This window comes from Nonomuraea sp. NPDC049028 (genome assembly GCF_043197735.1).
GTDB lineage: Bacteria > Actinomycetota > Actinomycetes > Streptosporangiales > Streptosporangiaceae > Nonomuraea.
This window is the reverse complement of record NZ_JBICTR010000006.1, coordinates 558,585-584,086: the sequence shown is the minus strand read 5'-3', so window position 1 is coordinate 584,086 and position 25,502 is coordinate 558,585. Positions and strand designations below refer to the sequence as shown.

Here is a 25,502-nt window from a genome sequence, read left to right as displayed (position 1 = left end):
AACCCCATGGTGTTCCGCAAACTGATGGCCGCGTTCGGCGCGGGCGTCGAAGTAGACACGGTCCTGGCCGGCAGCGGTGTACGGCCCGGTGAGACGTTACGCGGAGTGGTGAACTTCCGCGGCGGCGGCGCCGACTACAAGGTCGAGGGCATCTACCTCGACCTGACCGCGGTGGTCGAGGTGGAGCGTGGCGACGAAGAGTACAAGACCACCTACGGCTTCCTGCGCCAGCAGGTAGCCGGGACCTTTCAGCTCACCGCCGGCGCGCAGCACAGCCAGCCGTTCGAGATCGTCATCCCCTGGGAGACGCCGATCAGCGCCATCGGCGGTCATCCGCTGCACGGCATGCGGCTGGGCGTGCAGACGGAGCTGGCGCTGGCCGGCGCGATGGACAAGGGCGACCTCGACCCGCTGTTCGTCAACCCGCTGCCCGCGCAGGAGCACGTCATCGCCGCGCTCGACCGCCTGGGCTTCGGCTTCAAGAAGGCCGACCTCGAACGCGGCACGCTGCGCGGCTCGACGATGCCGTTCTTCCAGGAGATCGAGTACTACGCGGGCGGGGAGTGGCGGCGGCACTTCAACGAGCTGGAGCTGACGTTCATCGCCGGGCCGCGGCAGATGGACGTCATCCTGGAGGCCGACAAGCGCGGCGGCTTCCTGACCTCCAGCCACGACGCCTACAACCGGTTCACGGTCCGCTACGACGACCCGGGCGGGGCCGACCAGGCGCTCCGGCACGCTCTGGAGCAGATGGCGCGCCGCCGCGGCTGGCTCTGAGCCCCAAGGGCGGCGTGGAGCGACAGCTCCACGCCGCCAAGGCGTCAGTGGCGATGGCCTGTGACCTTGTACATCCGGTCGTACCAGGCCCGGTAGTGCCAGCCGGACCTGGCCCGGTAGTCGTAGCGCCGGTAAACGTGGAAGATCTCTCGCTTGAGCTCCCGCATCCGCTGCGGCACGTTGGGCGCCCAGGTCGTCATCGGGTAGCCGCGGTAGGCCACCAGGCGTACCCGCCGATCCGCGGCAGCGGCGGCGGCGAAGCGGGCCGAGGCCACGTGGTCGGGGTGGTCGCAGAGGCGGCAGCGCGGCGGCGGGTCGGGGTCCAGGGTGCGGATCACGTTCGCCTGGTATCTGGCGTAGATGGCACGCAGCATCGCCACCACGTTCTCCCGGCTCACGCACCGCCGCTCGGCGGGGTCGAAGACGCGTACACAGCCCCGGCCGGCCCACAGCCGGGTCAGCGCGTCACGACCGCCGTCGGCGCGCGGGTCGCCGCCGTCCGGCAGCCCGGCATAGATCAGGACCACCTTTGGCCGCTCGACCAGGGAGTCCACCTTGACGGGCAGTCCCCCGGCGGTGATCACCGTGCTGTGCCAGGCATCGCGCACCCCGGCCAGATGGGCGTACGCGGCGCGCAGGCCCTCTACGCGGTCCCGTGCGTACACGTACGGATCGTGATGGTCGTCCAGCCCCGCGGTGCCCTCGCCCGCGGTGAGGTAGACGGTCACGCTCGGCCGCTCCCCCAGCACTCCGCCGTAGAGGTCGGGGCTCATGAACAGCAGATCGTCGTCCGGATGGGCGACGACCTGCACGAACCGCTCCCCCAGGACCAGCTCGTCGGACACCGTGGCGGCGATGGCCGGCGGCACGGGACACACCGTGTAGACGACCAGCGCCATCGCCAGAGAACCCGAGCGCAAGCTCGGTATTAACCCCTTCATCCCCACCCCCGTCCAGTAAGCGTAAAGATCTCGCGATCTCCACGCCCTACCTTTAAGGGGGATATGTCAGGTCATACTCAGGGAGGAGGTCTGCTCTTTCCGCGCACTTGGCGGGGTCGTTACCATGATTTCGGGAACTGACTGATCGTCGGATGCGGGGCAATGCGATGGCACGGTTCACGGCGGCGCTGAAGCGGATCGCCCCATGGGCGGCGCAGAACGCCGACGGCGCGATCGCACTCGGTCTGGCCATTGTAGTCGGCGTGCTCGGGATCATGCCGGACGGCATCTTCGGCAAGGAAGGCGACAAGGTCCAGGATCAGCTGGTCAGCGCGGCGACCCTGGTGATCCTGGCGCTGGTGGCCACCGCGCTGCTGCGCGACCGGGTGCGTCAGGCGCCGTTGGAGGAGACCGTCACCTCCGGCGCGCTCGCCCAGCTGCCCGTGCGGCTGGCCCGGCTCGAGGCGATCGAGGACCTGGTCACCGGCACGCGGCGGGCTCTCGACTCGCTCCAGCTGGTCAGGGTGCTCGGCAGCAGGCAGGAGATCGCGCAAGCGCACGCCGACGCCCGCAAGGACACCACGCGGTGGAGCTTCAAGGGCGGCACCGGCACCTACCTGCGCGCGATCACGCTGCCCGAGTGCGTGGCGGCGGCCAGGAAGGTCAAGCGCCACCTCACGGTCAGGGTCGAGATCATCGACCCGGCCAACGTCGAGGTGTGCGAGACCTACGCCCACTACCGCCGCTCCCTGTCCGACGCGCCCGACGGCACCGGAGAGACCTGGACGGCCGACCGGGTCAGGAAGGAGTCGTACGCGACCATCCTGGCCGCCTTCTGGCACCGCCAGCGCTACGGGCTGCTCGACATCGGCATCGGCCTGTCCTCCACGATGACGACCTTCCGCTGGGACCTGTCGGCCACCCGCCTGATCATGACGGTCGAGGACCCCAACCGGGCGATGACCGCGCTGGCCGACACCTTCTACTACGAGAACTGCGACACCGAGCTGCGGCTCAGCTTCGAGCAGGCCCGGCTGGTGCCGCTGGAGATGTACAAGAAGGTGCCGTTGAGCGACGAGCCCACGGTCGAGGAGGTGCAGGAGCTGTTCACCCGGATCTCGATCCCCTTGCCCAGGTCCTACGACGACCGCGACGTCGTCGACATCGCCCGCAAGGCGCTGCGCGCCAGGAATCCGTACGACGCATGAGCCGTAACGGTGTCTACCAGCAGCTCGCCCGGGGACAGGCGCGGCCGTGGGCGCTGGCGGCGCTGTCGAGCACCGGCATCAGGGCCGTACGCCACCCGCTCGGCTTCGTCTGCCTGCCGCTGGAGCGTGACGGCGGCGAGGGGGTATGTCTTCATCTGTGGTCGGCCAGGTTCACGCACGCGCAGAGCACCACGTCGGGCATCCACTGCCACAGCTGGGACCTGCTCAGCCATGTGCTCTACGGGCAGGTGCGCAACGTGCACGCGGTGGTCACCGACGCGGTACGCGACCCGACCCACCGGGTGTTCGAGGTGGTCAGCGGCGCCGACGGCGACCGCATCACGCCCACCCGCCGGACCGTACGACAGGAGACGGGGCTGGTGGAGGAGTTCGGCCCCGGCGACACCTACACGCTGGCGGCCGGCCGCTTCCACAGCAGCGTCGTGCCGGCGGGCGGCGAGGCGGCCACGATCGCGCTCGGCCGCGGCCGGCCGGGCAGCCGCGACCTGTCGCTGGGCCCGCTCGGCACCGGCGACCACCACGTGTCCAGGCAACCGCTCGACGACGAGGAGACGGCGCTCGCCGTCCGCCTGATAGCCGCCCACCTGAGCTGAGGGGCCCCGAATGGATCTGGATCACGCTCGCGCGGTCGCCGTCACCGCCGCCGAGGCCGCGGGCGAACTACTCGTGTCCGGCACCCGCGGCGTGCTCGGCACCCGGCCCAAGGGCGGTTCGGGCGACGTCGTCACCGAGCTCGACCTGGCCTCGGAGAAACTGCTGGTCGAACACATCCTCACCGCATTCCCGGCGCACTCCGTCATCGCCGAGGAGTCGGGCCTGCTCGGCGCCGCCGACGGCGAGTGGACGTGGCTGATCGACCCGCTCGACGGCACCAACAACGTGGTGATCGGCCTGCCCGCCTATGTCGTCGGCCTGGCCCTGTGCCGCTCGGGACGTCCCCTGCTGGGCGTGGTGCACGACCCCGTCTCGGCCCAGACCTGGTCGGCGATCCGCGGCCGCGGCGCGATCACGTCCTCCGGCGTACGGCTGGCGCCGCCGCACAACCCCTCGCCGCACGGCCCGCTGCTGGCGTGGACCCAGGGCTACTCGGTGTCCAGGGGCGACGCGACCGCACGGGCCATCAAGTACGCCCTGGAGCTGAGTGCCCGTCGGATGCTGCAGCTGTGGGCCCCGCTGCTGGCGTGGGCGATGCTGGCCAGGGGCGACATCGACGGTATCGTCGGCTACCGGGCCGAGGCGGTGGACCTGCCCGCGGGCGCGCTCCTCGCGCAGGAGGCGGGCATCGAGATCCGGGCACTCGACGGCGGGCCGTTCGAGGAGGGGATCGACGGCACGCCCGACGACCGCAGCTTCGTCGCCACCCACCCGAGCGCCATGCCCGGCCTCCTCGAGGTGCTCCGCACCCGCGCCGCTACTTGACCTTGTACTTGCACAGGCCCGTGCCGGAGGCGACCTTCTTCCCGTCCACAATGATGCGGCAGGGAGCCGGCTTGAGCTGACCGCTCGCGTCCTTGACCGAGCCCGACACGACGGACACCAGGCGGCCCACGCGCTGCTCGGCGCCGGTGAGCTCGATCGTGGCGGTCCGCGACCAGGGCAGGGTGGCGTTGTTCTCCGTGCCGTCCTCGTCGGCCATGTACATGATCGGCTGCATGGTCTTGCCCTTGCCCAGCACCTCCAGCTTGATCGTGCGCGTCGCGGCGGCGGGCGGCGCGGCACTGGGCGACTCGGCGGGCGGCGCGGCGGTGGCGGACGGGGGCGTCGAGGGCTGGGCCTGTGGGGACTCCTGGGCGCCGCAACCGGCGAGCACCGCAGCAAGACCGAAATATGCCAACAAACGGTAGATAGTCATGAACCGTATTGTCCCCGATCCTGACGAGCGGTCAGCCGAATGTGACAAGGGCCCACACACTGGCGATCAGGCCGACGATCGCCAGCCCCGTGCCGGTGGCCAGGAAGCGGCGCATCGGTACGGGCACGTCGTGACGGCGGCACGACTCGAACCAGAGCAGCGTCGCCAGTGACGCCCACGGCGTGACGACCGGCCCCACGTTGGTGCCGACCAGCAGGGCCAGCAACCGGTCCTGGTCGCTCGACGGGATGACCTCGGCGATGGCCTGGAAGGCGGGCAGGTTGTTGATCAGGTTGGACAGCCCGGCACCCACCGCCGCCGTCCGGTAGGGGTCGCCCTCGGCGCCGATCATCCAGCGCATCAGGTCGGCCAGGCCGTAGCGGCTGAGGGTGGGCACCACCAGGAACAGGCCCGTCACGAAGATGAGCAGCTGCCAGGGGATCAGGCTCCAGGTCAGCCGGGCGCGGTCGCGTACGACGAAGGCCACCACGACGACCAGCGCCGCCGCCGAGGCGGCCACGCCGACCTGGACCTTGACCAGCAGCGCGCCGATGAACAGTATGCAGCCCGCGGCCGCGGCGGCGAACAGCACGCGGTCGGCGACCGGCTCCAGCAAGGGCGGCGTGTACCGCAGGTCGCGACGCTGGCCCCGGCGCCAGAAGAAGACCCACAGGAAGGCCATCGTCACGGCGATCGAGACGATCTGCGGCACCCACATCCGCCCGGCGAACTGCTGCGTGTCGAGCGCGATCTTGTTGATGCCGAGCAGGTTCGTCAGGTTGGAGACGGGAAGCAGGAGGCTGGCGGTATTGGCCAGCCAGATCGTGGTCATAGCCAGGGGCAGGGCGGCGATGCGCGCCCTGGGAGCCAGCGCCAGCATGACCGGAGTGAGCAGCACCGCGGTCGTATCGAGATTAAGAAATATCGTAATAAATGAGGCGAAGGCTGTGCACAGGAAGAAGAGCGCGACGTAGTTGCCCCGCCCCAAGACCGCCATCCGCGCCGCGATGGCGTCGAAGACCTGGGCCTCCTTGGTCAGCTCCGCCAGCACGATGATGCCCACCAGGAAGACGAGCAACGGCCCGATCTCATCCAGGCTGTCCACGGCTTCGCGCCACGGCAGCAGCCCGGTCGCCACGAAGACGAGGCCGAGCCCGAGCAACCCGACCCTGATCCAGTCGAGCACACCAAGACGTAGCCACACCCGTCGATGATCGCACAGCTGAAAATCGCCGGTCCCACAGGGGATACTGAGGGAATGGCACGTGACGGCAGGCCGACAGAGATCTTCGTCAGCTATTCCCCAGCCGACACGGCTTGGGCGACCTGGATCGCCTGGGAACTGGAGGCGGCGGGCTACCGGACCATGATCCAGGCGTGGGACTTCGTGCCCGGCACGAACTTCATCGACTTCATGGACCGCGGCGTCAGCGAGGCGCAGGTGGTGGTGGCCGTGCTCTCGCGCAACTACCTGACCTCGCGCTACGGCCGCATGGAGTGGCAGGCCGCGCTCCGCGCCGACCCCGACAACCCGTCCAACAAGCTGATCACGATCCGGCTCGAGGACGTACGTCTCGATGGGCTGCTGTCCACGATCACCTGGGTGGACCTGCTCGGCGTCACCGATTCAGGCCAGGCCAGGGCGCTGCTGCTGGGCCGGGTCAGGGAGGCCATGGCGGGCCGGGCCAAGCCGGAGGCGGCGCCCGTCTTCCCGACGGGCGCGGGTCTGCCGCTGCCCGCGCCGACCCTGCCGCCGCCGGGTGAGCGCTCGCGGGCCCGGCGCACCCCGGTGTCGGCGCCGAAGTTCCCGCCGTCGGCCACCGCCGACCACGGCCGCGAGTCGCTGACCGTGCTGCACATCGGCGGCCCCCGGTTCGGCCGGGCGTTGCCGGATCCGGGCGAGCCGTTCACGCCCGAGGACATGCAGGCGCGGATCTGGGCGGATCTCACCGAGATGTACGACAGGGGCATGCCGCGCCCCGATCTCATGGTGGTCACCGGCGACCTGACCGAGTCGGGCAGCCTTGGGCAGTTCGGCCAGGCGACCCGCTTCATCACCGACCTGCGGCTGCTGGTCGGCCTGGAGCCGCACCGGCTGGTGATCGTGCCGGGCCCGCGCGACGTCACCAAGGCCGCGGCCAGCGCCTACTTCCTCACCTGCGAGGCCGACGACGTCTCCCCGCAGCCGCCCTACTGGCCGAAGTGGCGGCATTTCGCGGGCCTGTTCGGCGAGGTGTACCAAGGGCTGGACGATCGAGTGTTCGACGGCGGCCAGCCGTGGACGCTGTTCGAGGTGCCCGACCTGAAGGTGGTCGTCGCCGGGCTCAACTCGACGATGGCCATGAGCCACCTCGAACGCGACGCCTATCCCCTGCTCGGCGAGGGGCAGGCCGCCTGGTTCGCCGAGCGGCTGCGCCCTTACGAGGAGAGCGCCTGGCTGCGGCTCGGCGCGATCGGGCACCCGCCGTCGGCCCTGCGCGACGCGCCGACCTACGACCGGATCCTCGCCCGGCGGCTCAACCTGCTCTTCCAGGGCGCGGGAGAGGCCGGTGAGGCCGCCGTCGCCGCGCCGCGCTCCGGGCACCACCAGGTCGTCGAGATCACCGCCGGCGGCCTGCGTACCTGGCTGCCCGGCGCCGACCGTCCCGAGCGCGTCTCCCACAGCTGGCGGGCCGCCCAGGCCACCTTCACCGGGGAGGCGCCGGCGGCCCGCGCCCCCGAGCCCGCGCCGGTCGAGCGCGAGCCGGGCCCGGTGGATCTGCTGCTCGATCGGATCACCGAGGTCTGCGAGGCCCGGCATGAGCGGGCCAGGATCCGCCGGTTCACCGCCCACCTGGTCGTCACGCATCCCGAGGACGGGTTCGTCCGGCAGACGATGATCGGTGCGCACGTGGGCGAGCTGAGCGCCGCCGAAGCCGATGATTTCGTCCGGCAGGCACACGCCGCCGACCTCGCCGCCGAGCTCGTCTACCAGGGGCCGCCCCCGGCCAGGTCGCTGCGCGACGAACTCATGCGCAGAGGCGTGCGGCTGCGCAGCTTCACCGAGTTCCAGGGCCTGCTGGATCTGTCGGGTTATGTCGCCGAGCAGACGGCCCGGCTCACCAACGACCGCCGCTACCCGCCCAGCCTGTACGTCCCCCAGCGCTACCGCGAGCTCGACCGCCCCGGACACCAGGTCAGGGAGGGCCTGACCGACGAGCTGATGCGGCTGCTGGCCGCCGACCACGGCCGGTTCCTGCTGCTGTTGGGCGACTTCGGCCACGGCAAGACGTTCGCGCTGCGCGAGCTGGCCAGGCGCATCCCGGCCGAGCTGCCGCACCTGACGCCGATCCTGATCGAGCTGCGGGCGCTGGACAAGGCGCACTCCGTGGACGCGCTGGTCGCCGCCCATCTGGCCGGCCACGGCGAGGAGTTCATCGACCTCAAGGCGTTCCGTTACCTGCTGCGGCAGGGGCGGATCGTGCTGCTGTTCGACGGGTTCGACGAGCTCGTCACCCGGCTCACCTATGACCGGGCGGCCGATCACCTGTCGACGTTACTCGCCGCGGCCGAGGACAAGGCGAAGATCGTGGTCGCCAGCCGTACCCAGCACTTCAAGTCGCACTCCCAGGTGCTCACCTCGCTCGGCGAGATGGTCGGCGTGCTGCCGCAGCGGCGGGTCCTCAGCGTCGAGGATTTCACGCACGACCAGATCCGCGCCTACCTGGCCAACCGCTTCGACGACGGCGACGCGGCGGCGGCGCGCATGTCGCTGATGGAGAGCATCACGGACCTGCTCGACCTGGCCCAGAACCCGCGGATGCTGAGCTTCATCGCCGACCTCGACGCCGACCGGCTGCGTACGGTGGCCGGCGCCCGCCACACGATCAGCCCGGCGCTGCTGTATGAGGAGATCCTCGGCTCGTGGCTGGCCTTCGAGGAGCGGCGGGCCAGGGTGCCGGGGTCACCGACTCCCCTGACCACCGACGAGCTGTGGCAGGTCGTGACGGGGCTCGCGCTGCGGCTGTGGGACTCGGGCGAGTCGCTGCTGGGCGTCGACGAGCTGACCGAGTACGCCGAGACGCTGACCGGTCTGGCCGGCGGGCAGCTGTCCGCCGAGCACGCCGCCCACGCGGTGGGCTCGGGGAGCCTGCTGGTACGCACCGAGGAGGGCATGTTCGGGTTCATCCACTCCTCGGTCATGGAGTGGCTGATCGCCCGGCACATCGCCGCCACGATCGAGGCGCCGGTGTGGCTGTCGCGCCGGCCGTTGTCGGCGCTGACCGTCGAGTTCCTGTGCGACCTGGCCGACGTACGGGCGCTGCGGGCGTGGGTGGCCGACCCGCCCGCCGACGACGTGTCGCGGGCGAACGCGGTCAAGATCTCGGCACGGCTGCGCACCCCCGCCAAGGCCGACCTGCGGGGCGCGAACCTCAAGGGCGAGGACCTGTCGGCCAGGGACCTGCAGGAGGTCGACCTGACCGGGGCCGACCTGACCGACGCCACGCTCGTCGGCACGAACCTGTCCCGAGCCGTCCTGCGCGACGCCAAGCTGGCCGGGGCCCGGCTCGACGGCGCCAAGCTGGCGGGCGCCGACCTGACCGGGGCCGACCTGTCGGGCGCGCGACTGGCCCACACGGACCTGAGCGATATCTCCGCCGAGGGCGCCCGGTGGCACCGGGCCACGCTGATCAACGTGACGGGCACGCTGCCGGACCTGCCGGGCGCCTCCGTGGTGCCCGGCCAGCCGGTGGAGATCCAGCTCGCGCCCGCCGCGATCGGCGTGCCGTACGGCTATCACTTCCAGACCAGCCGGCTCCCGGAGCCCATCGCGTACTCCCCCGACGGGTCCACGCTCGCCGTCGGCCACGAGGACGGCGGCGTGCTGCTGTGCGTGGCCGGCGCGCCCGTGCGGACGCTGCAGGGGCACGCGGGCCGTGTGTACGCGGTCTCGTTCGCCGGGGGCCTGCTGGCCACCGGCGCGAGCGACGGCCTGGTCGTGCTCTGGGACGCCCTCACCGGCGCGCACCTGCGCGAGCTGCGCGGCCATGCCGACGGGGTCTGGCCCGTGCGCCTCAACCCGTCGGGCGAGCTCGTCGCGGCGGGCGGCGGCGACGGCGTCATCCGCGTCTGGGACACCGCCACCGGCCGCCTCGTCCACGAGCTCGCGGGCCACCAGGCACCCGTCTACACGGTGTCGTTCGGCGACTCGGTGCTGGTCAGCGGCGACTCGGCAGGCGTGGTACGCCTCTGGGACCTGGCGTCCGGACAGGTGACGGGCACGCTCGACGGCCACCGCGGCTCGGTCTACCGTGCGGTCCACAGCCCGGACGGGTCACTGCTGGCCACGGGCGACGAGGCGGGGACGGTACGCCTGTGGGACGCGACCTCATGGGCTCTGCGGCACGAGCTGAAGGGCCATTCCGGCAGCGTCTACTGCCTGACCTTCGCGTCCGACGGCTCCCTGCTGGCCAGCGGCGACACAGCCGGGGCCGTACGCCTGTGGGACCCGGCCGGTCAGGCCCACGGCGTCCACACCAGCCACACCGGGTCCGTCTACCAGGTGGTCTTCTCCCCCGACGGCCGCACGCTGGCCAGCGGCGACTCCAACGGCGTCGTCCGGCTGCAGGAGGTGGGCGGCGGCCGGCGGGTCGAGCTGACCGGGCATCGCAGCTCGGTCTGGCCGTTCGTGTTCCGGCCCGACGGCGAGCAGCTGGCCACCAGCAGCAACGACGGGACGGTACGCCTCTGGGATCCGGCCAGCAGCCAGTGCCAGCGGGTGCTGCGCGGCCACGGCAGGCGGATCTCCTCGGTCAGGTTCAGCGCCGACGGCTCGATGCTGGCCACCAGCGGCAACGACGGCGTCGTCCGCATCTGGGAGCCGCGCACGGGCCGCCGCCTGCGCGAGGTCGCCGGCACCGCCGACCGGCTCATCTCGGCCCTGTTCTCACCTGCCGGGCCGGTCCTGGCCACCTCCAGCAACGACGGCGGCGTACATTTCTGGAACGCCGTCACCGGCGACTACGAGCGCGAGCTCAACGCCGAGACCGACCATGTGTGGGCCGAGGCGTTCAGCCCCGACGGCACGCTGCTGGCCACGGCCAACGACGACGACAGCGTACGCATCTGGTATCGGCCGACCAGCCGCCTGGTGAGCAACCTGGCCGACCACCGGGGCCGCGTCCGCTCGATCGCCTTCAGCCCCGACGGCCGTTACGTGGCCACAGGCTGCGACGACCGGCTCGTACGCATCTGGCACGTCGAGTCCGGGGGCCGGATCGCTACCTTGGAAGGCCATACCGACCGGGTCTACTCGGTCGTGTTCTCGCCCTCGGGCAAGCACCTGGCCAGCGCCGGCAACGACGGCCTCGCCATGATCTGGGAGCTGCGGCCCGGCCAGCCCTGGCAGCCGCGCCTGCGGCACACGCTCGACCGGCACGCCGGGCGGCTGTGGAGCGTCGCGTTCGACGCCACGGGCGAGCGGCTGGCGACCGGCGGCGACGACCTCATGGTGCGGGTCTGGGATACGGCGACGGGGCGGCCGCTGCACACGCTGGCGGGACACGCGCGGCGGGTGTGGTCGGTGGCGTTCAGCCCTTCGGCGGACCTGCTGGCCAGTGCCGGGGACGACGGGGTGGTGATCCTCTGGGCGGGGACGGAGCGGCGGGCCACCCTGCTGGGCCTGCCGGAGGGGTGGGCGGCGCTGTCCCCCGACGGCCGGTACAAGATCCAGGGGGAGGTTTCCGGGCAGTTCTGGCACGTCATCGGGATGTCGCGGTTCGAGCTGGGTGAGCTGGACCCGTATCTGCCCGGGGTCCGCCAAGTGCCGCTCGACTCCCCGTTCTGAGCGCTCCTCCTGACTCGCTGGAAACCCGACCGGCCGGTGTCCGGCCGAAGGCGGTCAGCAGGTCCGGCCGAGGCCGACAGCAGGAAGCCGGTCAGCCGCGGCCGGCTCGGGCCAGCAGGTCGTCCCAGACCTGGGCGACCCTGGCCTCCAGGTCGTCCAGGTCGCCCTCGTTGTCGATCACGATGTCGGCGATCGCCAGCCGGTCCTGGCGGGTCGCCTGCGCCGCGATGCGGGCCTTGGCGTCGTGCTCCGGCATGCCGCGGTGCTCGGCCAGGCGGGCGATGCGCACCTCGTCGGCGGCGTCCACGACGATCACCACGTCGTACATCGGCGCCAGCCGGTTCTCCGCGAGCAGCGGCACGTCGTAGACCATGATCGCGTCGTCGGCCGTCTGCCTCTGCAGGTCGGCGACCCGCTCCCCCACCAGCGGATGCACGATGCCGTTGAGCGTCGCCAGCTTGTCGGGGTCGGCGAAGACGATGGCCCCCAGCTTCTCCCGGTTGAGTGAGCCGTCAGGGTGAAGCACCTCGTCGCCGAACACGGCCACCACGCGAGCCAGGCCCGGAGTGCCGGGCTCCACCACCTCGCGGGCGATCTTGTCGGCGTCGATCACGACGGCGCCCCGCGCCGCGAGGCGCTTGGAGACCTCGCTCTTGCCCGATCCGATGCCGCCGGTGAGGCCGATTTTCAGCACGCGGAAAGCCTAGCCGTGATCGGCAATCAGCGGCGCATGTGGACCAAGGTGAGATGGTCGTCCATGCGCTCCCTGTGGGTCTCGCGGTAGCCCAGGCTGCGGTAGAGGCGCAGGTTGCCGTCGGACAGGTGACCGGTGAACAGGTCGAAGGCCGTCGCCTCCGGCATCCGCTCGTGCAGCGTCCGTATCAGCGCCCGGCCCAGGCCCTGACGCTGCCGGTCGGGGGCCACCACCAGGCGGCCGACCAGGCAGGTGGTGCCGGCCAGCTGGCCGCGTACGGCTCCCACGATCCGGCCGGCGTCGGTGGCCTTGAGCACGAGGCCGGTCTCGATGGCCTTGCGGACCTGCTCCACGGACTCCAGGAGCGGCGGCAGGAAGGGGTCGCCGTACAGCTGCGCCTCGGTGACGTACGCGGCCCGCTGCAGGGTGAGGATCTCACCGGCGTCCTCCGGCAGCGCACGCTCGATTTCCACGCGAGCACCTTACTGCAGCCTCACCCCAGCGGGACCTACCGCGCCCCACTCAGAGCTCCCTCCAGAAGCTCCTACCGAGCCCCTTCCAGAAGCCGCTACCGCGCCCCTTCCAGAGCTCCTTCCGGTGTCCCTCCCAGCCGCCCGTCCACTCGCCCTTCCAGGGTTTCGAAGAAGGTGCGGATGCTCCGTACCAGCGGCTCAGGCGAGTTCATCGCCACCATGTGGCTGTCGCCGTGCTCGCCCGCCCAGTGGACCACCCGATTCCCGCGCTCGGCGATGCGCCGCAGCAGCGGAGAGCCGCCGTGCGACACCCCGCTCGGCACCACGGTCTGGTTGATCGGCATGCCCGCCGCCGCCTCGTAGTACGTCCACGAGGACGAGCCGCCGGTCGCGGTCAGCCAGTAGAGGCTCGCGTTCGTGAGCACCAGGTCACGGTCGATGGGCTCGGCGGCCTCCTCATCGGGCCAGCCGTCGAACTCCTTGAACCGCTCCACCAGGTAGGCCAGCTGCGCCACCGGCGAGTCGGTGAAGCCGAAGCTCAGCGTCTGCGGCCGGTTGGCGAGGTACGGGCCGTAGCCGCTGCCTCCGGCGAACCGCTGGGTCAGGTCCGCGAGCTCGGCCAGCTCCGCCTCGGTGGCGTCGGCGAGCTCGGCCGGGTCGCCGGTCGGGATGCCGAGCCCGGCGGTGATGTGCGAGCCGATCACGTGATCGCTGTCGATGGCCGCCAGTTGTGGGGTGACCAGAGCACCGGCGTCGTTGCCGTGGGCGCCGTACCGCTCGTATCCGAGCCGTTCCATCAGCTCGGCCCAGGTCCGCGCCACCCGTACGATGCTCCAGGGCCGCTCGTCGGCGGGCTCGGGGAACGGCGAGAAGCCGAAGCCGGGCAGCGAGGGGGCCACCACGTGGAAGGCCGTGGCCGGGTCGAGGCCGTGGGCGCGCGGGTCGGTGAGCGGGCCGATGACGTTCAGGAATTCGGCGACGGTGTTCGGCCAGCTGTGCGTGAGGATCAGCGGCAGCGCGCCGGGCTCCGGCGAGCGGACGTGCAGGAAGTGCACGCGCTGCCCGTCGATGTCCGTGGTGAACTGCGGGAAGGCGTTGAGCTTGGCCTCCTGCGCCCGCCAGTCGAACCCGTCGGCCCAGTACGCGGCCAGCTCACGCAGGTAGCCGACCGGGACGCCCCGGCTCCAGCCGCCGCCGGGCAGGGTCCGCGGCCAGCGGGTACGGATGAGCCGGTCCTTCAGGTCGTCAAGGTCGGCTTGCGGAATGGTGATGCGGAAGGGTTCGATCATGCGGCAACCCTAGGAAGCATCGCGGAAAGCGACGTTCCGCATTAACCCAAAAGAAAAACCCCGCACCGGATGGTGCGGGGTCTTTCTCTGTCAGCTAGTCAACCAGGTCAGCTCTGGCCGCCCGCGAGCTTCTCGCGCAGAGCCGCGAGAGCCTCGTCGGAGGCGAGGGCGCCGGCCGCCGGAGCGGACGAGCCCGAGCTGCTGGCCGGAGCCGCGGTCTCACCGGTGTAGGACGAGGGAGCGGCTTCGCCCGCCTCGGCCTCCGCCTTGCGAGCCTCTTCGATCTGCTTCTTGTGCGCCTCGAAGCGGGTCTGGGCCTCGGCGTACTGCCGCTCCCACTCCTCGCGCTGCTTGTCGAAGCCCTCGAGCCACTCACCGGTCTCCGAGTCGAAGCCCTCGGGGTAGATGTAGTTGCCCTGGTCGTCGTAGGTCGCCGCCATGCCGTAGAGCGTCGGGTCGAACTCGACCTCGGCGCCACTGACACCCTCGTTGGCCTGCTTCAGCGACAGGCTGATGCGACGCCGGTCGAGGTCGATGTCGATGATCTTGACGAAGATCTCGTCGCCGACCTGGACGACCTGCTCCGGGATCTCCACGTGGCGCTCGGCCAGCTCGGAGATGTGGACCAGGCCCTCGATGCCCTCCTCGACCCGGACGAACGCGCCGAACGGCACCAGCTTGGTGACGCGACCCGGCACGACCTGGCCGATCTGGTGGGTGCGGGCGAACTGCTGCCACGGGTCTTCCTGAGTGGCCTTGAGCGACAGGGAGACGCGCTCGCGCTCCATGTCGACATCGAGGACCTCGACCGTGACCTCCTGGCCGACCTCGACAACCTCGGAGGGGTGGTCGATGTGCTTCCAGGACAGCTCGGACACGTGGACCAGGCCGTCGACGCCGCCGAGATCCACGAACGCACCGAAGTTGACGATCGAGGAGACGACGCCCTTGCGGACCTGCCCCTTCTGGAGGGTGTTGAGGAACGTCTGGCGAACCTCGGACTGCGTCTGCTCGAGCCAGGCGCGGCGGGACAGGACCACGTTGTTGCGGTTCTTGTCCAGCTCGATGATCTTCGCCTCGAGCTCGCGGCCGACGTACGGCTGCAGGTCGCGGACACGGCGCATCTCGACCAGGGACGCCGGCAGGAAGCCACGGAGGCCGATGTCGAGGATGAGTCCACCCTTGACGACCTCGATGACGGTGCCGGTGACGATGCCGTCCTCGTCCTTGATCTTTTCGATCGTGCCCCAGGCGCGCTCGTACTGAGCGCGCTTCTTGGACAGGATCAGGCGGCCCTCTTTGTCCTCCTTCTGGAGAACCAGGGCTTCGACGTGTTCGCCGACCTCCACGACGTCCGCTGGGTCGACATCGTGCTTGATCGAAAGCTCACGCGAGGGGATGACACCCTCGGTCTTGTAGCCGATATCGAGAAGGACCTCGTCTCGATCGACCTTGACGACGGTGCCCTCGACGATGTCGCCGTCGTTGAAGTACTTGATGGTCTCGTCGATCGCTGCGAGGAAGGCTTCCTCGGACCCGATGTCGTTGACCGCTACCTGCGGGGTGCTCGAGGTGGCCTCAGTGCTGGACGTCATGTGTGGAATTGCTCCGAACGCGGACAGGATGTCGATGTGGCGGACGCGCGGCAGGCCCTCTTCCGCATCAAGCCGAGGAAATAACGACATCGACGTGACCGAGCGCGAGCCCGCTCCGTCTGAGGCGCGCGCGAGCCCACAGCGCAGCGATCAGCATATGAGACGTTGAGCGTGGGGTCAATCCAACCGGCCCCGCACTGGTCAGTAAACGATCAGCTGATCTTTCCGCTTCGGGGTGATATTACCCTGAAGACGCTGCGGGATGGAGATCTTCGTGGGATCCCCGTCGGAGACGTAGCGGTCCCCAGGGTGCTTGTTCAGCCACTCCAGCCAGTACTGCGAGCACCATTTGCGGCATTCGCCCTTTTTGCCGTTGCTTTGGATGCGCTGGATGGCCACGGGGTCGAATTTTTTCGCAAAGGGCGAAAGCGACGGCTCGGCCCCGGCCAGGAAGACCCCGGCGAAGTCGTAGGACGTGCCGTCCCACTCACCGTGCCGGGCGATCTTCTTCGGGTGCGGCATCGCCCCGAACGGCAGGGCCATGGTGACGGCCGGCCCGGCGCCGAGCTTCTTCAGCAGCCGTTCGAGCCGGACGATCTGCTCCTTGACCTTCTTCTTCCGCATGGCGGCCAGATTGGGGTGGGACCAGGTGTGGTTGGCCACCTCGAACCCGTGCTCGACCAGCCACCGCACGGCCGCCGCCTGCTGGTCGGGCTGCCGCAGCCCGAACGGGTCGTGGTTGATCCACAGCGTGGCGACCGGCCGGAACTCGGGATAGCGCCGGGCCACGTCGAGGAGCACCCCGACCGCGGTGTCCGGCGCGGGGTTGCCGCTCGCGTCGAGCCTGAAGTGACTCTCGTGCCCGTCGTCGAAGGTCAGCACCACGGGGAACCGGCCGGCGGGCACCCGGATGTCACCGGTGGCGAACTCCTTGGCGGTGATCGGCGCGTAGCCCTGCTTGGCCAGCTTCTCCAGCTCTTTGCGCAACTGGTCGGGCGTGCGGTCGATGGAGGCGATCCGCTTCTTGAGTATCCGGTGGTACATCAGCACCGGCACCAGCCCGAGCTCGTTGGCCTTGACCTGCTTGGCGAACTCCGGCGTGGACACCACCCCGGGCGGCTCGGCGAACGTCGGCACGGGCTCGGCGGGGGTGGGCTGCGCGGACTGCTCGATCTTGGCCACCGCCGGCGGCCCGGGCACGGACCGGCCGGAGGAGGACTGCAGCATCAGCCCGATGACCGCCACTGACACGACCATGACGTTCGCGAGGGCGATTAACCGGGGGAAGGACGCTGACGATCGCACAAGGCTCCCGTGCCACTCGGGGGAAATTACCCTCAGGGTAGTCCAGAACCCCGTACTGGCCGCTGTTCGCGACCCGCCGGACCACCCTGCTTCACGGCGTGGGACCGCCGCCGCTCAGCGCCGGACGGTCCCACCGGACAAAGATCGACTTGCCCCACCGTACGGGGATAAACGTCCGGTACGACGAGACCGTCCACGCGGCCCCTCACGCTCACCGTCACGAGCGTCGGCGGCCGGTCAGTGGCCCGCGTCCTCCCAGGTGCGGCCGACGCCCACGGAGACCTCCAGCGGGACCCGCAGGTGGTAGGCGGCGTTCATCTGGTCGCACACGAGGGCGCGGAGCCGGTCGAGCTCGCCGGGGGCCACCTCGAACACCAGCTCGTCGTGGACCTGCAGCAGCATCCGCGAGCCCAGCCCTTCCTCCCTCATCGCCTGGGAGACGTTGAGCATGGCCACCTTGATGATGTCGGCCGCCGAGCCCTGGATGGGCGCGTTGAGCGCCATGCGCTCGGCCATCTCGCGGCGCTGCCGGTTGTCGCTGGTCAGGTCGGGCAGGTAGCGGCGGCGGCCCATGATGGTCTCGGTGTAGCCGTCGGTGCGCGCCTGCTGGACGATGGCCTGCAGGAAGTCGCGGACGCCGCCGAACTCCTGGAAGTATTCCTCCTTGAGCGCCCGCGCCTCGGCCACCGGGATGTTGAGCTGCCCGGACAGCCCGAAGTCGGACAGGCCGTAGGCGAGGCCGTAGTTCATCGCCTTGATGCGTGCCCGCAGCTCGCCGTCGATCTGCTCGGGCGGCAGGTCGAACACCCGGGCCGCGGTCGCCTGGTGGAAGTCGTGGCCGGACTCGAAGGAGGCGATCAGCGCCTCGTCACCCGACAGATGGGCCATGATGCGCAGCTCGATCTGGCTGTAGTCGGCCGTGAGCAGCGTCTCGTAGCCCGCGCCGACCACGAAGCCCTGCCGGATGCGGCGGCCCTCGGAGGTGCGGATCGGGATGTTCTGGAGATTGGGCTTTTCGGATGACAGGCGGCCCGTGGCCGCGATGATCTGGTTGAACGTGGTGTGGATCCGCCCGTCGTCGGAGACCTCCTTGATCAGGCCCTCGACGGTGGTGCGCAGCTTGGTCTGGTCGCGGTGGCGCAACATGATGACCGGCAGCTCGTGCTCGGTCTGCGTGGCGAGCCAGGCCAACTGGTCGGCGTCGGTGCTGTAGCCGGTCTTGATCTTCTTCGTCTTGGGCAGGTTGAGCTTGGTGAACAGGATCTCCTGCAGCTGCTTGGGCGAGCCCAGGTTGAACTGCTCGCCGACGGCCGCGTGCGCCTCCTCGACCGCGTGCTTGACCGCGGCGCCGAACTCGGCCTCCAGAGCGGCGAAGTATTCGCTGTCGACGGCGATGCCCGCGCGCTCGATCTCCGCCAGCACGGTCAGCAGCGGGAGCTCCACGTCGGTCAGCAGCTGGGTGCCGCCGCGGCCGGTCAGGAAGGTCTCCAGCGCCTCGGCCAGCTCGCGCACGGCATGGGCGCGCAGCGCCAGGTCCTTGGCCGGGGCGTCCTCGTCGTCGCCGAACAGCGCGGCCTGCCCGCTGGACTCCTCCTCGGCGCGCAGGTCGCGGTTGAGGTAGCGCCGGGCCAGGTCTTCGAGGGCGAAGGTGCGCTGGCCGGGCATCGCCAGATAGGCCGCCAGGGCCGTGTCGCAGGTCAGGCCCTTGAGGCTCATGCCCTGCGACCAGAGCGCGAGGATCGGGCCCTTGGCGTCGTGGACGGCCTTGGGCCGGTCGGTGTCGGCCAGCCAGGCCCGCAGCGCGACCTCGTCGGACTCGGTGAGCTTGACCGGGTCGATGAAGGCGGCCGTGCCGTCGGGCGAGGCGATCGCGAGGGCGTCGATGCGCCCGGTGCCGCTGCCGTAGGCGCCCTTGAAGGCCAGGCCCGCCCGGCCGGCGGGCAGCGCGGACAGCCAGCCCGCGACCCGGTCGGGGCCGAGGATGATGGTCTCCACCTCGAAGCCCTGGTCGGGCTCCTGCTCGCCGGTGCCGAGCACCTTGAAGACGCGCTCGCGCAGCTCGCCGCGGATCTGCAGCGTGTCGAAGAGCTTGTTGACCTCTTCGCGCTCCCAGACGCCCTGCTTGAGCTCGCCCAGCTCGACCTCCATCGGGACGTCGCGGAGCAGCTCGGTGAGCCGGCGGTTCATCAGCACCTGGGCGACGTGCTCGCGCAGCTTGTCGCCGACCTTGCCCTTGACCTCGTCGACCCGGTCGACCAGCGCGGTCAGCGAGCCGAACTCGCGCACCCACTTGGCGGCGGTCTTCTCGCCGACGCTGGGGATGCTGAGCAGGTTGTCGCTGGGGTCGCCGCGCAGCGCCGCGAAGTCGGGGTATTGGACCGGGGTCAGGCCGTATTTCTCCTCGACGGCCTCGGGGGTGAACCTGGTCATGTCGCTGATGCCACGGCGGGTCATCAGGACCGTGACGTGCTCGTCGACCAGCTGGAGCGCGTCGCGGTCGCCGGTGACGATCAGCACGTTCATGCCCTCGGCGCTGGCCCGGGTGGCGAGCGTGGCGATGAGGTCGTCGGCCTCGAACCCGGCCTTGGACATGCGCGGGACGCGCAGCGTGTCGAGGAGCTCGTAGATGAGCTGCATCTGACCCCGGAAGTCTTCGGGGGTCTCGCTCCTGTTGGCCTTGTAGTCGGCGTACTCCTCGTGCCGGAACGTCGGCTCCGACCGGTCGAACGCGACGGCCACGTGCGACGGCTGCTCGTCGCGCAGGATGTTGGTCAGCATCGAGGTGAACCCGTAGACCGCCTCGGTGTGCTGACCGTCGGTGGTCATGAGGTTGGCGTCCTTGAGCGCGTAGAACGCGCGATAGGCCAGGGAATGCCCGTCGAGCAGCAACAGGCACGGGCGGCTGGGGGTCACTTCACTCTTCGGCACACAAGCAGCCTAGTCTCCATCTCCGACAGAAAACCTGAGCTCGGAAGACTGGAGGACTCCCCTTGACGCGGATCGACCCGGTGGATTTCCAGACGTTGAACGCCGTCCACGAAGGCACGCTCCCCGACCGGATGGGCATCGAGTTCGTCGAGGCCAGCGCGGAGCGGGTCGTGGGCCGGATGCCGGTCGCGGGCAACACCCAGCCGTACGGCCTGCTGCACGGCGGCGCGTCCGTCGTGCTCGCCGAGACGCTGGGCTCGACCGGCGCGGCCATCCACGCGGGCGCGGACCGCATCGCCGTCGGCATCGAGATCAACGCCACCCACCACCGCTCGGCCACCTCCGGCTTCGTCACCGGCGTGGCGACCCGGCTGCACGGCGGCCGCTCGCTGGCCACGTACGAGATCGAGATCACCGACGAGCAGGGGCGGCGCGTGTGCACCTCCCGGCTGACCTGCATGCTGCGCGATCGCTGACCCGCGTACCATGCGCGTGACACGCGTGCCGTGCGATCGCCGACGTACACGCGGCATGATCGGCGACCCGCGGGCTGCGTGATCACTGAACGCCACGCGACTTTCCGGCTCTCTTTGCACACGAGCCCCGTGGGTCGCTACGGTTGTCCGAGCGGAGCCCGCGGGGAGGCCGAGTAGATAACGTGTGAGGCCGGGGAAGCCCTACATGGTCCCAAAGGTCCTCTTCCGCGGGCTCGTTCACGTTCTGCAGCGATGGTTATGCATTAGCGCCCCTGAAGCGCCAGGCGTCTAGCGGCATTTAGCCCCTGACCTGCCGTCTTGGTTCCTCACGCGAGCGACACGCACGTGTCACTAATTGGTGACGAACGATACTGAACCGGGCGCGACCAGAATAAGCTCCCGCCACAGCATCCAGTTTTGTTGTGCCTGCGATGCCCACGTGTCGAGATGGAGGGGCACAACCCCGCCTTGACCTATTTGAGGGAGCACCATTGCGCAGAGCCGTGATCGCGTTCACGGCCTTCCTGGGTGGACTCATCTTCCTGCTCGCGGTCCCCGCCCAGGCGGCGGCCCCCGATCAGGGTTTGAAGGGAACACTCAAACTCCAAGGCCAACCAGTGAACGGCGTGAAAATCGTCGTGACCACCGAAGGCGGACAACCCGTCAAGGAGGTCACAAGCAACGCCCAGGGCGCGTGGGAGGTCCCGGTCGACAAACCGGGCAAGTACAAGGTCACGCTGGATGTCAAGACGCTTCCTGCCAACGCGGCGATCCGGGGCGGCAACGCCGTCCGCACCCCGACCGTCTTTTCCGGCAACATGTCCACCGTCTTGTTCGCCTTGCAGCCCAAGGGTGCGGCGGGTCAACCGGCCCCGGACGAGGGCGCCGAGACCAGCCCCTTCTTGGACCAGGCGGCACAGCTCACCTTCGAGGGCCTGAACCTCGGCCTGATCATCGCGCTGGCCGCGCTCGGCCTCTCGCTGATCTACGGCACCACGGGCCTGACCAACTTCGCCCACGGTGAGCTCGTCACGATGGGCGCGCTGCTCGCCTACCTGTTCAACGTGGGCTTCGGCCTGCATCTGATCCCCGCGGCCGTGATCGCGGTGATCGCGGGAGGCGCGCTCGGCTACCTTCAGGACCGCTTCTTCTGGGGGCAGCTGCGCAGGCGCGGCACCGGCACCATCGCCATGATGATCATCTCGATCGGCGTGGCGCTCTTCCTGCGCTATGTCTTCCTGATCCTGTTCGGCGGGCAGAACGAGTCGTTCGCCCAATACACCGCGCAGCCGGGCATCGAGATCGGCCCGATCTCCGCGGCTCCGAAGAACTTCGTCGCGATGGGCATCGAGCTGGTCGTCCTCATCATCGTCGGCATGGCGCTGCTGCGCACCCGCACCGGCAAGGCGGCCCGCGCGGTCGCCGACAACCCGGCGCTGGCCGCCTCCTCGGGCATCAACGTCGACCGGGTCATCCGCATCATCTGGACCACGGGCGGCGCCATCGCCGCGCTGGCCGGCATCATGCTCGGCCTGTCGCAAAACCTGAAATACACCATGGGCCAGGACATCCTGCTGCTCATCTTCGCCGGTGTGACGCTCGGCGGGCTCGGCACCGCGTTCGGCGCCCTGGTGGGCTCGCTCGTGGTCGGCCTGTTCATCCAGGTCTCCACGCTGTGGGTGCCGCCGGAGCTCAAGAGCGTCGGCGCGCTGGCCGTACTCATCATCGTGCTCCTCTTCCGGCCACAGGGCATCCTGGGCCGCCGAGAGCGGATCGGCTGACGGGGGGAGTCACATGGACTGGATCACGATCATCAGCACCACCGTCAAGTCCGCCATCGGCGTCGAGACGGTGCTCTACGCGCTCGCCGCGATCGGCATCAACATCCACTTCGGCTACACGGGCCTGCTCAACTTCGGGCAGGCGGCGTTCATGGGCGTCGCCGGTTACGGCCTGGCCGTCACGGTCACCGTCCTGGGTCTGCCCTTCTGGATCGGCATCGCGGTCGGCCTCATCGCCGCGGTGCTCCTGGCGCTGCTCCTGGGCGCGCCGACGCTGCGCCTGCGGGCCGACTACCTGGCCATCGTCACCATCGCGGCGGCCGAGATCGTCAGGCTCGTCTTCCGTTCGGTGGCGTTCAAGAGCGTGTTCGGCGGCTCCGACGGGCAGCGCGGCTTCTCCGACGGCTTCTACGCGCTCAACCCCTTCCCCGAGGGCGAGTACGGCATCGGCTGGTTCACCTTCAACCACCGGATCCTGTGGATCATGCTCGTCGGCTGGGTGCTGGTCGCCCTCTCCTGCGGCATCGTCTACCTGCTCATGCGCAGCCCGTGGGGCCGCGTGCTCAAGGCCATCCGCGAGGACGAGGACGCCGTACGCAGCCTCGGCAAGAACGTCTTCTCCTACAAGATGCAGTCGCTCATCCTCGGCGGCGTCATCGGCAGCCTGGGCGGCTTCGTGTACGGCCTGGCCTACGCCTCGGTGCAGCCCGACGTCTTCGGCACCGAGACCACCTTCTTCGCCTACACGATCGTGATCCTCGGTGGCGCGGCCCGCGTGCTCGGCCCCGTCGTCGGATCCATGATCTTCTGGGTGCTGCTGGTCCTGGTCAACGGTGTGCTCAGTGAAGCGGTTCAGGCGGGGTACATCCCCTTCATGACCTCGATCCAGGTCGGCCCGGTGCGCTACATCCTGGTTGGTCTCGGGTTGATCCTGTTGCTCATCTTCCGGCCACAGGGCATCTTCGGTGACAAGAGGGAGATAGCTTTCGATGTCCGCTAACCCGTCGTCCGCTGAAACAACAGCCACCACGATCTCCGAGCGCAAGGCCGCGGCTCTGGCCGCCTTCAAGGACCTGGCTCGCGATCCCGGTGTGCCCAAGCCCGACCCGATCCTCGTGGTCGACGGCGTCGTGCGCCGCTTCGGCGGTCTGACCGCCGTCGAGGTGGACCACGTCGAGATCCAGCGCGGCTCCATCACCGCCCTGATCGGCCCCAACGGCGCCGGCAAGACGACGTTCTTCAACCAGCTCACCGGCTTCGACGCCGCTGACGCCGGCAAGTGGACGTTCAACGGCAACAACATGAGCGGAGTGCCCGCCCACCGGGTGGCCCGCGCCGGCATGGTCCGTACCTTCCAGCTCACCAAGGCCCTGTCCAGGCTGACGGTGATGGAGAACATGCGGCTCGGCGCCCAGCAGCAGCGCGGCGAGAACTTCTGGCGGGCGCTGGTGCCCGGCTCCTGGCGGGCCCAGGAGGAGGCGATCACCGAGCAGGCCGAGGATCTGCTGACCAGGTTCAAGCTCGACGCCAAGCGCGAGGACTTCGCCGGATCGCTGTCCGGCGGCCAGCGCAAGTTGCTGGAGATGGCCCGCGCGCTCATGGTCAAGCCCGAGCTGGTCATGCTCGACGAGCCGATGGCGGGCGTCAACCCGGCGCTGACCCAGTCACTGCTCGGCCACGTCAAGGACCTGCGCGATCAGGGCATGACCGTGCTGTTCGTCGAACACGACATGGACATGGTCCGCGACATCAGCGACTGGGTGATCGTCATGGCCCAGGGCGCCATCATCGCCGAGGGGCCACCGGACACGATCATGTCCGACTCCCGCGTCATCGACGCCTACCTGGGCGCCCACCACGACGCGCCGCTGTCGGACAGCGAGCTCGAAGAGCAGCTGCACCAGGCGGAGGCGGCGCTGGAGGCCGAGATCGAAGAGGAGACGCAGAAGTGAACGCCGTCCCCGAGTCCGCACCGGGCTCCGAGCCCGAGTCGAAGGCGGCCGTCACCGACCGCGGCGCCCACCTGGCGGGTGCCGAGAACGCCGTGCTGCGGTGCGACGAGCTCATCGCCGGCTACCTGCCGGGCGTCAACATCCTCAACGGCTCCGACCTGTACGTCGGCGAGGGTGAGCTGATCGGCATCATCGGCCCCAACGGCGCCGGCAAGTCGACGCTGCTCAAGGCCATGTTCGGGCTGGTCAACATCCGCAGCGGCACGGTGGTGCTGAAGGGTGAGGACATCACGAACATGAAGGCGCACTCGCTGGTCTCCCGCGGGGTCGGCTACGTCCCGCAGACCAACAACGTCTTCCCCAGCCTCACCATCGAGGAGAACCTCGAGATGGGCGCCTTCCAGGTGCCCGGCAAGTTCAAGGAGCGCTTCGAGTTCGTCGCCGAGCTGTTCCCGGCGCTCAAGGAGCGGCGCAAGCAGCGGGCCGGCTCGCTGTCGGGCGGCGAGCGGCAGATGGTGGCGATGGCCAGGGCGCTCATGACCGAGCCGTCGGTGCTGCTGCTGGACGAGCCGTCGGCGGGCCTGTCGCCCATGCTGCAGGACCTGGTGTTCATCCAGGCCCAGCAGATCAACAAGGCGGGCGTGACGGTCATCATGGTCGAGCAGAACGCCCGGCGCTGCCTGCAGATCTGCCACCGCGGCTACGTGCTGGACCAGGGCCGCAACGCCTACACCGGCACCGGCCGCCAGCTGGCCAACGACCCCAAGGTGATCGAGCTGTACCTCGGCACCTTGGCCAAGGCCTAAAAGATCTCAAAACGGCGAAGGGGCTCCCCAGGGGCCCCTTCGCCGTTTTTAATGAGCGCTGTGAGACGAATTGCGACAATCGCGCTCCTACTGCCCATCCTCGTCGCCTGTCAGAACGGCGCCGCCTCGGCCGGCAAGTACAGCACCGGCGGCGACCCCACCGACGACCCCTGCGCGCGCGTGGTCTCCGCGATCGGCTACGTCGGCCTCATGCTGAAGCCGAAGGGCCAGGAGAACACCCAGAACTTCGAGGACGCGCTGCTCGGCCGCCTCGCTGAGGCGCGCGGCATCACACTGCAGTTCGGCCCGCGCCTGCCCGAGTCGCTGGGTACGGCCGTGCGCACGGTCGAGTCCACGACGGCGGGCCTGTCCAGGGCCGACGTTCCGCGTGAGCGGCAGGTGGCGCTGCTCGCCCAGTACCGGATCGCCGCCGACGAGATCGTGGCGGGCTGCGGCCAATAGGCCAATAGGCCAATAGGCCAATAGGCCGATAGCCGGGGAACGGCTCGCGGCGAACGGCCCTGGAACAGCCGAAAGGCCCGATCCAGCGGACCGGGCCTTTCAGGGTGTGCGGCGTA

20 protein-coding genes are annotated in these 25,502 nt (G+C 69.7%); 11 read left to right on the top strand and 9 right to left on the bottom strand.

Annotated elements, in window-relative coordinates; genetic code table 11:
* Positions 1-6: 6 nt before the first annotated feature.
* On the top strand, positions 7-777 hold the full coding sequence (locus ACGFJ2_RS26030; protein ID WP_357945624.1) for a sporulation protein: 771 nt from the start codon (positions 7-9) through the stop codon (positions 775-777).
* A 44-nt stretch (positions 778-821) separates the two neighbouring features.
* Here ACGFJ2_RS26030 and ACGFJ2_RS26025 read toward each other — a convergent pair whose 3' ends face one another.
* Complete coding sequence (locus ACGFJ2_RS26025; protein ID WP_393472303.1) at positions 822-1,697, bottom strand: PIG-L family deacetylase; 876 nt, start codon at positions 1,695-1,697, stop codon at positions 822-824.
* A 188-nt stretch (positions 1,698-1,885) separates the two neighbouring features.
* On the opposite strand from ACGFJ2_RS26025, the gene ACGFJ2_RS26020 reads away from it, so the two are divergent.
* From ACGFJ2_RS26020 to ACGFJ2_RS26010, 3 genes are read left to right on the top strand one after another with little or no spacing between them, the layout of a single operon-like run.
* Entirely contained in the window at positions 1,886-2,926 is a 1,041-nt protein-coding gene (locus tag ACGFJ2_RS26020; RefSeq protein ID WP_357945619.1) for a hypothetical protein, read from the top strand.
* Entirely contained in the window at positions 2,923-3,540 is a 618-nt protein-coding gene (locus tag ACGFJ2_RS26015; RefSeq protein WP_357945617.1) for a hypothetical protein, read from the top strand. The genes ACGFJ2_RS26020 and ACGFJ2_RS26015 overlap by 4 nt, the downstream gene beginning before the upstream one ends.
* A 10-nt stretch (positions 3,541-3,550) precedes the next feature.
* Positions 3,551-4,366, top strand: a complete 816-nt coding sequence (locus ACGFJ2_RS26010; protein ID WP_393472299.1) for an inositol monophosphatase family protein — start codon at positions 3,551-3,553, stop codon at positions 4,364-4,366.
* Here the strand turns inward: ACGFJ2_RS26010 and ACGFJ2_RS26005 are convergent.
* Both ACGFJ2_RS26005 and ACGFJ2_RS26000 read right to left on the bottom strand, forming a co-directional pair.
* A complete protein-coding gene (locus tag ACGFJ2_RS26005; protein ID WP_393472297.1) occupies positions 4,359-4,799 on the bottom strand; it encodes a hypothetical protein in 441 nt (146 codons plus the stop codon). The two genes, ACGFJ2_RS26010 and ACGFJ2_RS26005, sit on opposite strands and share 8 nt — an antisense overlap.
* Positions 4,800-4,830: 31 nt before the next feature.
* Positions 4,831-6,003 (bottom strand): SLC13 family permease, encoded by a 1,173-nt coding sequence (locus ACGFJ2_RS26000; RefSeq protein ID WP_393472294.1) that lies wholly within the window; start codon positions 6,001-6,003, stop codon positions 4,831-4,833.
* Positions 6,004-6,057: 54 nt separating this feature from the next.
* Between ACGFJ2_RS26000 and ACGFJ2_RS25995 the strand changes: the two genes are divergently transcribed.
* The gene (locus ACGFJ2_RS25995) at positions 6,058-11,625 is read left to right on the top strand and encodes a TIR domain-containing protein (protein ID WP_393472291.1); all 5,568 of its coding nucleotides are present in this window, start codon (positions 6,058-6,060) and stop codon (positions 11,623-11,625) included.
* A 91-nt stretch (positions 11,626-11,716) separates the two neighbouring features.
* Here the strand turns inward: ACGFJ2_RS25995 and coaE are convergent, their stop codons facing one another.
* The 6 genes from coaE to polA all read right to left on the bottom strand — a co-directional run bounded on the left by coaE (position 11,717) and on the right by polA (position 19,909).
* Positions 11,717-12,319, bottom strand: coding sequence for a dephospho-CoA kinase (gene coaE, locus ACGFJ2_RS25990; protein ID WP_358180966.1), 603 nt, complete (start codon positions 12,317-12,319; stop codon positions 11,717-11,719).
* Between the two features lie 26 nt (positions 12,320-12,345).
* A complete protein-coding gene (locus ACGFJ2_RS25985) occupies positions 12,346-12,792 on the bottom strand; it encodes a GNAT family N-acetyltransferase (protein ID WP_357945601.1) in 447 nt (148 codons plus the stop codon).
* A gap of 95 nt (positions 12,793-12,887) precedes the next feature.
* Positions 12,888-14,081: an epoxide hydrolase family protein gene (locus tag ACGFJ2_RS25980; protein ID WP_358180969.1), complete on the bottom strand. Its 1,194-nt coding sequence runs from the start codon at positions 14,079-14,081 to the stop codon at positions 12,888-12,890.
* 107 nt (positions 14,082-14,188) lie between these two features.
* The gene (gene rpsA, locus ACGFJ2_RS25975; protein WP_225291707.1) at positions 14,189-15,676 is read right to left on the bottom strand and encodes a 30S ribosomal protein S1; all 1,488 of its coding nucleotides are present in this window, start codon (positions 15,674-15,676) and stop codon (positions 14,189-14,191) included.
* A gap of 201 nt (positions 15,677-15,877) precedes the next feature.
* Positions 15,878-16,933, bottom strand: coding sequence for a polysaccharide deacetylase family protein (locus ACGFJ2_RS25970; protein ID WP_393472735.1), 1,056 nt, complete (start codon positions 16,931-16,933; stop codon positions 15,878-15,880).
* Between the two features lie 285 nt (positions 16,934-17,218).
* Positions 17,219-19,909, bottom strand: coding sequence for a DNA polymerase I (gene polA / locus ACGFJ2_RS25965; protein ID WP_357945592.1), 2,691 nt, complete (start codon positions 19,907-19,909; stop codon positions 17,219-17,221).
* A gap of 131 nt (positions 19,910-20,040) precedes the next feature.
* On the opposite strand from polA, the gene ACGFJ2_RS25960 reads away from it, so the two are divergent.
* The 6 genes from ACGFJ2_RS25960 to ACGFJ2_RS25935 all read left to right on the top strand — a co-directional run bounded on the left by ACGFJ2_RS25960 (position 20,041) and on the right by ACGFJ2_RS25935 (position 25,386).
* Positions 20,041-20,385, top strand: coding sequence for a PaaI family thioesterase (locus ACGFJ2_RS25960; RefSeq protein WP_225291836.1), 345 nt, complete (start codon positions 20,041-20,043; stop codon positions 20,383-20,385).
* Positions 20,386-20,876: 491 nt separating this feature from the next.
* The gene (locus ACGFJ2_RS25955) at positions 20,877-22,166 is read left to right on the top strand and encodes a branched-chain amino acid ABC transporter permease (protein WP_358180975.1); all 1,290 of its coding nucleotides are present in this window, start codon (positions 20,877-20,879) and stop codon (positions 22,164-22,166) included.
* A 13-nt stretch (positions 22,167-22,179) separates the two neighbouring features.
* Positions 22,180-23,166, top strand: a complete 987-nt coding sequence (locus ACGFJ2_RS25950) for a branched-chain amino acid ABC transporter permease (protein WP_357945587.1) — start codon at positions 22,180-22,182, stop codon at positions 23,164-23,166.
* Positions 23,156-24,118: an ABC transporter ATP-binding protein gene (locus ACGFJ2_RS25945; RefSeq protein ID WP_358180978.1), complete on the top strand. Its 963-nt coding sequence runs from the start codon at positions 23,156-23,158 to the stop codon at positions 24,116-24,118. The genes ACGFJ2_RS25950 and ACGFJ2_RS25945 overlap by 11 nt, the downstream gene beginning before the upstream one ends.
* Positions 24,115-24,924 carry an ABC transporter ATP-binding protein gene (locus tag ACGFJ2_RS25940; RefSeq protein ID WP_357945581.1) on the top strand — a complete coding sequence of 270 codons (810 nt, stop codon included), beginning with the start codon at positions 24,115-24,117 and terminating at the stop codon, positions 24,922-24,924. The genes ACGFJ2_RS25945 and ACGFJ2_RS25940 overlap by 4 nt, the downstream gene beginning before the upstream one ends.
* Positions 24,925-24,984: 60 nt before the next feature.
* Positions 24,985-25,386, top strand: a complete 402-nt coding sequence (locus ACGFJ2_RS25935; RefSeq protein WP_357945579.1) for a hypothetical protein — start codon at positions 24,985-24,987, stop codon at positions 25,384-25,386.
* Positions 25,387-25,502: the final 116 nt, after the last annotated feature.